Annotated in this window: 8 protein-coding genes; 1 reads left to right on the forward strand and 7 read right to left on the reverse strand. The window is 67.7% G+C overall.

All coding sequences use genetic code 11. The features are described from left to right. Position 1 precedes the first annotated feature (1 nt). Together ABDC78_RS26515 and ABDC78_RS26520 are read right to left on the reverse strand one after the other, a co-directional pair. Positions 2-754, reverse strand: a complete 753-nt coding sequence (locus ABDC78_RS26515; protein WP_178356997.1) for an enoyl-CoA hydratase — start codon at positions 752-754, stop codon at positions 2-4. 4 nt (positions 755-758) lie between these two features. Next, positions 759-1739: a hypothetical protein gene (locus ABDC78_RS26520; RefSeq protein WP_178356996.1), complete on the reverse strand. Its 981-nt coding sequence runs from the start codon at positions 1737-1739 to the stop codon at positions 759-761. Between the two features lie 44 nt (positions 1740-1783). Between ABDC78_RS26520 and ABDC78_RS26525 the strand changes: the two genes are divergently transcribed. Beyond that, positions 1784-2911, forward strand: coding sequence for an acyl-CoA dehydrogenase family protein (locus ABDC78_RS26525; RefSeq protein WP_178356995.1), 1128 nt, complete (start codon positions 1784-1786; stop codon positions 2909-2911). A gap of 5 nt (positions 2912-2916) precedes the next feature. Here the strand turns inward: ABDC78_RS26525 and ABDC78_RS26530 are convergent, their stop codons facing one another. The 5 genes from ABDC78_RS26530 to ABDC78_RS26550 all read right to left on the reverse strand — a co-directional run bounded on the left by ABDC78_RS26530 (position 2917) and on the right by ABDC78_RS26550 (position 8668). After that, a complete protein-coding gene (locus tag ABDC78_RS26530) occupies positions 2917-3831 on the reverse strand; it encodes an IclR family transcriptional regulator (RefSeq protein WP_347133235.1) in 915 nt (304 codons plus the stop codon). Between the two features lie 99 nt (positions 3832-3930). Further along, the gene (locus ABDC78_RS26535; RefSeq protein ID WP_218620212.1) at positions 3931-5373 is read right to left on the reverse strand and encodes a histidine phosphatase family protein; all 1443 of its coding nucleotides are present in this window, start codon (positions 5371-5373) and stop codon (positions 3931-3933) included. A 111-nt stretch (positions 5374-5484) separates the two neighbouring features. Continuing rightward, positions 5485-6237 carry an acyl-ACP thioesterase domain-containing protein gene (locus tag ABDC78_RS26540; protein ID WP_178356994.1) on the reverse strand — a complete coding sequence of 251 codons (753 nt, stop codon included), beginning with the start codon at positions 6235-6237 and terminating at the stop codon, positions 5485-5487. A gap of 6 nt (positions 6238-6243) precedes the next feature. Continuing rightward, positions 6244-6867 carry a class I SAM-dependent methyltransferase gene (locus ABDC78_RS26545; RefSeq protein ID WP_178356993.1) on the reverse strand — a complete coding sequence of 208 codons (624 nt, stop codon included), beginning with the start codon at positions 6865-6867 and terminating at the stop codon, positions 6244-6246. Positions 6868-6946: 79 nt separating this feature from the next. Next, positions 6947-8668 carry an AMP-binding protein gene (locus ABDC78_RS26550; protein WP_178356992.1) on the reverse strand — a complete coding sequence of 574 codons (1722 nt, stop codon included), beginning with the start codon at positions 8666-8668 and terminating at the stop codon, positions 6947-6949. Positions 8669-8684 lie beyond the last annotated feature (16 nt).

The following is an 8684-nucleotide window of genomic DNA, read 5'->3' on the forward strand; positions in this document are numbered from 1 at the left end:
CTCACTTGCGCTTGGCGGCAGCCAATCTGGCGGCGAACTCGGGCGACTCGATCGATACCGCCTGGGGGCCGATCTCGACGTCGACGGCCAGACGGTGCTGTTCGAGGTCGACGGTGCCGGGATTCGCGGTGGCCCGCATCGAGGCCTTGGTGGCGAGGACCACGTCGCGGGGCGCCGCGGCCGGGCCGGCCGCCAGCGCGCGGGCGGCCGCCACCGGATCGTCGGCGACTTCCAACGCGAGTCCGTAGCGCACGGCGGCGTCGGCGTCGAAACGCATCCCGAACAGCAGTGCCGCCCGTGCGGCCTGCGGACCGATGGCCCGCTGCAGCATCCACGTCGCGCCGCCTCCGGGGTGGATGCCGAGTTTCTGGAACCGCGGGTCGAACATCGCTGACGGACCGGCGATACGCACGTCGGTCGCCAGCGCCAGGTTCAGACCGGCGCCCACGGCAGGGCCGTTGACCGCGGCGATCGTGGGCAGCGTGCACTGTGCGACGGCGAGGAAGCCGTCGTAGATCACCCGCAGGCCCTCCTCGGCCGCCTCGCCCAGAGCGGTGAGGTCGGCGCCGGCGCAGAACGCCCTGCCCGCGCCGGTGACGATCACCGCGTGGATGCCCGAGTCGGCCTCGGCGGCCTCGACCGCGGCGCGCAGTGCCGCGGAACTCTCCGCCGTCACGGCGTTGCGTCGGTCGGGGTCGTTGACAGTGATGAGCGCGACGCGGTCGTCGACCTGCGTCAGTACCAGTGCGGACACCCGGTCAGCGTAGCGGCGACGCCGTGGCGTCGATCAGGGGAACGGCCAGACGACAACCGGCGTGGACATCCCGCCATCGACGGGTCACCGGATCCGAGGCGCTCAGCGCATGCCGACTGTGGCCGAGTAGTCGGTCGGCGGCCGAACGTGCTCGGGCGACGGCCTGCTGCGACGCCCAGGCCACGTCCTCGGGACCCTCCGGCGCCGCAACGGCCGTGGTGATCTGGAGCTTGGCGGCGTCGATGTCGGACGCCGCCCACGCAAGCTGGGCAGCTGTCGTGTCGGTCGTCTCCTCACCGCCGTAGGAGGTGGCCAGTCGTGCGCGTGCGTGTTCGACGTGAGCCCGCCACAGCCCATCGGCTGACCCCACGACCGCGGCGGCAGCGCATCGTGAGGTCACGGCGGTGTGGGTGTGCGCCCCGCGGAGGATCCGGTGCGGGGCCACCGGGAGTTCTGTGACCGCCACGTCGCAGATGCCCGCCGCGGCGAGGCCGAGGTGATCGCCGACCGGTTCGAGGTGCGCGCTGTCGCGGGGGACCAGGACGTGACATGCGGATCCGTCGTCTGTCGACAGGAGCAGCCAGTCGGCGTATCCGGCCCCGACGACGGAGCGCCACCGCCCGGACAGTCGGCCGTCGACGAGGACCCCGTGGCCGCGGTGACCGGTAGTGATCAGCGCATCCGGATCGCCATCCCACAATCCGTTGCCCAGCAGGGTGGCGACGTCGGAGGCTGCGGAATTGAACGTCGCGGCCAGCCAGGCCAGCGACGCATCGGCGATCGCGAGGTCGTAGATCTCCGAGGCGAACTGCTCCGGGCTTGCGCCGAATCCCCCGTCCCGGACGGGTTTGAGGGACCTGCCCTCCAATGAATGACTCAGTGCTGCAACGGAGTTGGTGGTCTCGACCCCGGATTCGGCCGCCACTCTGTCGAGAATGCTGCGCACGGCCGGATTCAGCGAGCGTGGCAGGTCGGGGTGGGCCATACACACCTTTCCGGACGGCGGCAGATGGTATCCATGATCGTGGCATGGGGAACGAGGCTGTGAAGGCGAGTCCGTCATCGCAGTCCGTGTTGAGCTCCGTTCGGTCATTGCTGCCCGCGATCACCGCGGCTGCCGGGGAGGTCGACCGACGCGGCGGGGTGGACCCCGAGATGATCACTCTCCTGCGTGAGGCCGGCTTCTTCTCGCTGCTGCAGCCTGCGTCGTTCGGCGGACTCGACGCCGACCCCGGGGTGTTTCTGACCGCAACCCGCGAACTTTCGGCGGCGTGCATGTCCACAGGTTGGTTGGCTGCCTGGCTCGGGGTGAACAGCTGGGGACTGTCGGTGCGCGACGAGCGAGTGCTGCAGGAGATCTGGGGCTCGGATCCGCGGACGCTGCTGTGTTCGTCGTATGCCCCCACCGGACGGTTGCACCGCGTTGACGGCGGTTTCATGCTGTCCGGTCGATGGACCCGGTGTACCGGAGCCCGCCACGCGACATGGCTGAGTGCTGCCGCGCTGCGCGTCGGCCCCGACGGCGCCGCCCAGGACTTCATGGCGGTGTTGGTCCCCAGGGCCGAATACGTCGTCGAGGCGACGTGGAACGGGCTGGGGTTGCGCGGGATCGGTGCGGACGACGTCGTCGTCTCCGGGGTGTTCGTGCCCGATCACCGTACGTTCAGCTGGCTTCACGTCGACCCGGCCGTCTCCGCCACGCCGCTGGACCGGCTTCCGCAGCCGACGGTGTTCACGCTGGCCGGGACCATGCCGCTTCTCGGCGCAGCCCGACGGGTGCTCGAAGATCAGCGCCCGGACGCGGCATCGGGTCCGCTGGACTCGGCGGCGATGGCCGTCGCCGATGTCGACCTGTCGGTGCTGCAGATTCTCCGCAACGTGGCCGACCTCATGGAATGTGTTCGGGCGGGCGGATATCCGGACGCCGAACTGGTGCTGCGTACCCGCCGCGATCAGGTGATGGCTTCCGAGCGGGCGATGGCTGCCATCCGTGCCGTGGTGCACGACCCCGGACGCACCGGCGACCAGGGCTTGGTCGAGCGCGTGTGGCGCGATGCGCAGACCGCGCGGATGCACGTGTCGAGCAACGTCGAGCAGGTGCTGTCCGTGGCGGGTCGATTCGCCCTGGGCCTCAACGTCGACGATCTGATCTGGTGAGGCGTTCACACCCAGTCGTCGGAGGACAGCGTGCGAAGGACCCGGGACAACATGTCGTCGGTGACCTTCGCGATGTCAGCCTGATCGCGTGTGGCCGCCGACGTGGTGCCGATCTGTTCGGTGATGCCCCGAGCGGCCCGGGTGAGGAACGGAGCCATCCGGTTCAGTCGCTGGGCGGGCGTCGCACCGGTCAGGGACAGGCCGGCGATGTCACCCTGCGGTGTCCGGATCGGGGCGGCGATACTGGCCAACCCGCCGGCGAGCTCCTGGTCGTCATAGGCGAGTCCGTGGCGGGTCCTGATCTGGGCCAGTTCCTGGTGCAGGGTGGTCAGATCGGTGATAGTCGCGGGTGTGCACCGGGGCAGTGGGCCGTCGAGAAGCGAGTCCACGTCTTCGGCGGGAAGCCTCGAGAGCATGGCCTTGCCCAACGCGCTGGCGTGCGCCGGCGTACGGCTTGCGACGCGGGTCGGCACCACCACCCCGCTGGTTCCCGAGACCTTGTCCAGGTAGACGACATCCGTGCCCACCAGCACGCCGAGGTGCACCACGAGAGCGGTATCGGCCTGCAGGCGTTTGAGTACCGGGGAGGCGACGCCGCGCAGCGTCGAGTGGTCCGCAGCGTGGTTCACCGGCAGCGACGATGCCGCAAGCGAGTACCCGTCCGGCCGGTGGGTGAGCAGCCCCGAGGTGTGCAACTGGGTGAGTATCCGATGTGCCGACGACCGGGGCAGCCCGGTGCGGGTGACCACCTGATCGAGGCGCAGCACCTTGCCCGCGCGGTCGAACGAATTGATGATCAGCGCGACCCGGGCCACCATCGACGTCGGCGCGTCAGATGTGTTGCTGCCCGCGGACTCCTGCACGAAAACTCCCGGATACGGCTTGTCGAGGTCATCACTGGAACCCAGGAACGATCTCACGGGTGACGTCTGCGACGTCACGGATTGGCGGACACGCGAGTCGGCCCCTCCGCCGATGGGCGAAGGGGCCGACTGGCGGCTGAGGCCGCGTCACATCGGTTACGCGGCGTCGCGCTCCGAACCGCTGTCGCTGTCACCTCCGGCGTCGGCGCTGTCGGAACGGTCCGTCGACTTGTCGTCGGCGGTGTCGCTGTCGGCAGACTTCTCCTCGGAGGAATCATCGCGGTTGTCGCTGGATTCCTCGTCGTCGCGCACCTCGTCGGCCAGATCGGTCGGGGCGTCCTCGTCGCTGTCACGATCCGTCGTGTCCACCGGTGACTCGTCGTCGGCGAGCGGCTTCTCTGTCGGTGCCGCATCGTCGGTGAGCGACTGCTCCGTCGGTTCGGCGTCGGCCACGTCGCGCTTGGACGACATCGTGCGGGTCGTCTCGGTGGTGTCGGTGTCGTCGCTGGTCGACACGGCGGTCGTGGTGGCCTCGGTGGTGGCGGTGTCGGTCGCCGCCTCGGGGGCCGCGACCACTGTGGACACCTCGGTCGGTGCCTCTGCCGTCGGCCGGAAGATCTTGTCGAGATCGTGGATGACCTTGGCGTGGATGGCGCGGTGGTACTTGGCGATCGAATAGACGGCATCGGCCACACTGCGATTGAACGCCGTCGCGATCGTCGCGAAATCCCGCGAGGCGAACGATTCGACGAACTGCGCCACGCTGGTGGCGAGTTGGCGGTTCAACGTGCGCAGCTGGCGTCGCACCTCGGCGCCGAACGTGGGTTCGGGGCTGAACAGCCGGCCGTTCCAGTTCATCAACGTCCAGCCGTCCTCGGGGTTGCCCTCGACGATCACGTAGTTGGTGTTGCTCAGCGGTGCGGTCCTGAGCAGATCGATCTTCTGGGCCGCCGTGAGGTTCACCGCGTTCATCATCGTCCAGAACATGATGGCGCCGCCGTGGGAGAAGATGACGCTGTTGCGGTCTCCCTTGTCCCAGATGGTCTTCAGCGCGCCGTCCATCCGGGCGTCGAACTCGTTGCCGTCGATCGATCCCGGGATCCGCAGATCACGATTGCCCTGGATGCTCCAGGCCAGGGGGAACAGACCGTAACCGTCGGCGGCCTGGCTCTCGGGAGTCCCCTCGAAGACACCGGCCTCGATCTCCTGCAGGCCGGGCAGCACCTGAATCGGCAGCCGCAGGTACTGCGACATCGGGGCCGCGGTCAGCTGGGTGCGCACCATCGTCGAGGCGTAGATGGAGTCGTAGTTGTTGTCACCGAGGGTGCCTGCCACGGTCCGCGACTGCTGTTGGCCCAACTCGGTGATGACCGGGCCGGGTGTCGTCGTGTCGATCAGGCCGGAGGCGTTGCCTGCGGACTGGCCGTGACGCACGAACGTCACCCTCATCAGCTCGGCTGCGGCAGCCGGGACGGCCGCCCCGAGCAGGAGCGCGAGCGCGGTGATCGCGACCCCGAGCACGCGCCAGACTGCGCTTCGGCGCCGCCGCGGCCGCCCGGTATCGCGCTCTCCCGTGTCGGGTTCAGCCGCATCGTTCATTGAGGAGTTCCTCCCGCCGTTGGTGTGGACAGCTCACGGTGAACTGCAGGTGAACACCGAACAAGGAGCGGTCTCACTCACCGAGACCTGGGTTCAACCCCCGGGGCAGGTCTACAGCTTGCGCAGAAGGGCGGCCGCCCGGATGTCGTCGCCGACCGACAGCGCGATCTGCACGTCGTCACCGCGTCGGGCCCAACCGATGGTGATGTCCTCGCCGTACTTGATCGGCCGGCGATACTCGATCACCGTCCGATAGGGCGGCGTGCAGACATCGGGGAAAAGGGCCATCACCTCGTGGATCGCATGCCAGTAGGCGGTGTTGGTGACGTGCTCGAAGACGTCGATGTCGGTGCGCCGCAGCGCGAACGGCATCATCTCGTCCAGTTCGCCCGGGTTCTCCAACCACGGACGCCACTTGAGTCGGTGGACATCGGTGGTGGAGGCGAAACGTTCGACCAGCGTGTCCGAGACGCGTTGTGGTGTCAGTGTCTTCGCGTTGATCGCGATCCAGAAGCCCTCGGTCTCGATGCGGCCGCCGTCACTGCCGACGAGGTCGACGCGCATCGTGCACCATCGCGACGACAGTGCTGAGCACCATCGACTGAACGACACGTCGTTGGGGAACTCCATCGGTTCGACCACATCGATGACCGTGCGCTGGACGAGCCAGTGCGGATGTTCCTCTGCCTCGCCGGCGTCGACCAGGTTCTCGGCGCCGACCTCCTGGATGTACCGGGCCACACCGTCGAGGCGCAGGTGGAGGTTCGTGTCGAGGTCGCCGGTCGCCACCCGCCAGGAGGTGCGGTAGACGTACCCGGTATCAGGCGCGGCGCTGAGGCGGTGGTCGACGTCGTTGGTGGGCATCGCGGCTCAGCCTACGGACCCTGAGCGATCAGCCACCTGGCAGTTCCGCCATCGAAGCAGATAGCGGTAGTAGAGCCCGCGACGGATGTCGGCGCCGGGTAGGACGTCGCCGACGACCCGGCGAATCTCGCCGAGGCTTTCGTGCGGTTGCGTCACCGGTACGCCGATATCCCGGGTCTCGCGTTGCAACCAGGAACCGATCCGCACCGCGGGCAGGCACGTCGCCGACCAAAGCCAATCGCGCACTGTCCTGTTCGCGCTGAGTCCCACCACGGCGATCTCGCCGGCAGGCCTCAACAGTCCGCGGGCTTTCGCCAGCGATGCCCGCAGATCCATGTGGTGCACGCTGGCGACGAAGGTGATCAGGTCGAACCGGACGTCACCGGACTCGTATCCGTCGAAGCCGGCTTCCACGACGGAGGCATTGGCAACGTCGATGAGGCGCTCGCGTGCCCGTGCCGCCGTAGCGGGATCCGGGTCGACACCGGTGACCGACCGCGATACCCGAGCGAGACGTTGGACCAGCAGGCCGTCGCCGCATCCCACATCGAGGACATCCCCGTGGTGGCGGGCGGCGATCGAGTAGAGCCACGGATGATAGGCGGTGTTGTGATTCCAGTAGTCGGCCACACCCCGACTGTGCCAGCAACGACGAACCGGCCCACGCGCCTGGCCGACGGTGCAGCCCACGCGCCTGAGGGCACGTCACCTAAACGTCGATGCGCTGAAACGCGCCGTTGTCATACCGGTGGACACAGGCTGCCCGCCTGACCTTGCCGCTTGTGGTGATGGGAATCGAGCCCTGGGCCACGATCACGACGTCGTGCACGCTCACGCCGTGCGAGTTCGATATCGCCGCAGTGGCCTGTTCCCGGACGGCACGGAGGTTCTCGGCGACCTCATCTTCGGACTGGCCCCGCTTCTTGACCTCGACGATCACCACGAGCTTTTCCGTGTTCTCGTCCACGACCGTGATGGCAGCTGCTCGGCCCCTTGATATCTCCGTGACGGTTGCTTCGATGTCGTCGGGATAGTGGTTGCGTCCGCGGACGATCAACAGATCCTTGATACGGCCGACGATGAACAGTTCGCCCTCCGAGATGAAACCGAGGTCGCCGGTTCTCAGCCAGCGATCCTCCGGTGTGCCGGGGGAGGGGGTGGCTATCGTCGCATCGAAGGTCTGCTTCGTCTCGGCCGGTCTGTGCCAGTACCCGGAACTGACGTTGTCGCCATGCACCCAGATCTCGCCGATCAGTCCGGCCGGCTTCTCGGTCGCGGTGTCCGGATCGACGACACGCACAAGGGGCCACCGTGGTGTGCCGTAGCTCGCCAACGGTGTCCCGGTGGTGCAGCGCTTCGCGTGACCCGCCGACAGTTTCTCGGGTTCGAAATGGACAAAATCTGCCGGCCTGCCGGGACCGTCTGCGGCGACGAAGACTGTCGCCTCCGCAAGTCCGTAGGAGGGTCGTATCGCCGACGTCGGAAAGTTGTAGGGCGCGAACCGCTTTGTGAAGTGCGAGATCGTGTTCGGGTTCACCCGTTCGGCGCCACAGTTGATGAACGCCACGTCCCCGAGGTCGAGCCCGGCCATGTCCTCGTCGGACGTTCGTGCGGCCGCCAGCGTGAACGCGAAGTTCGGCGCCGCCGACAGCACCTGCGGATTGTGCGCCATCAACTGCATCCACCGGGCGGGTCGCTGCAGGAAAGCTATCGGGCTTGTGAGTACCGATGGCCAGCCGCCGAGGATTCCTGTGCACACACCGCACATCAATCCCATGTCGTGGTAGAACGGCAGCCACGACACGGTGGTCTGGGGCATCTGGAAGTCGCGGATGTAGGTCGCGACCATCTGCTCCCAGTTGGTCAGCAGGTTGCTGTGCGAGACCACCACGCCGGCCGGTGTGCGGGTGGAGCCGGACGTGTACTGCAGATAGGCGATATCTGATCGGCCACCTCGGCGGGCGACGGGCCCTCGACGGGAGTCCAGGTCGAGCGAGTCGACCTCGACGACCGCTGGAGCGGGAGCGTCGTCGGAGGGTCGGACGTAGGGCGCGACGCCGTCGACAACGGCCGACGTCGTGAGAATGACGGCGGGGGAGGCGTCCTGCAGCACCGCCGTGACCCGCTCATCGTGAACGGCAACGACGGGAACCGACAGCGGAACGGCGATCAGGCCCGCTTCCAGCGCTCCCAGGAATGCGACGATGTAATCGAGGCCCTGCGGCGCCAAGATGACCGCTCGGTCACCGGTCGACCCGCGGATCTCGAGCTCCAGAGCGAGGTTCAGCGTGCGCCGGTACAGCTGCGCCCACGTCAGTCTCTCGGCAACACCTTCCCAATCCTGTTCGTAGTCAAAGAAGGTGAACGCCGTCTGGGTGGGCTGGAGACTCGCACGCTCGCGTAGCACGGCGCCGATCGTTGAGTTGATCACCGGCAGACCTCCACCC

The organism is Mycobacterium sp. DL, from assembly GCF_039729195.1.
GTDB lineage: Bacteria > Actinomycetota > Actinomycetes > Mycobacteriales > Mycobacteriaceae > Mycobacterium > Mycobacterium hippocampi_A.

Excerpts from the sequence above, each read along its gene's own strand:
- ABDC78_RS26525 (WP_178356995.1), top strand. The coding sequence starts at position 1,784 with ATGGGGAACGAGGCTGTGAAGGCGAGTCCGTCATCGCAGTCCGTGTTG.
- ABDC78_RS26520 (WP_178356996.1), bottom strand. The coding sequence starts at position 1,739 with ATGGCCCACCCCGACCTGCCACGCTCGCTGAATCCGGCCGTGCGCAGC.
- ABDC78_RS26540 (WP_178356994.1), bottom strand. The coding sequence starts at position 6,237 with ATGCCCACCAACGACGTCGACCACCGCCTCAGCGCCGCGCCTGATACC.
- ABDC78_RS26535 (WP_218620212.1), bottom strand. The coding sequence starts at position 5,373 with ATGAACGATGCGGCTGAACCCGACACGGGAGAGCGCGATACCGGGCGG.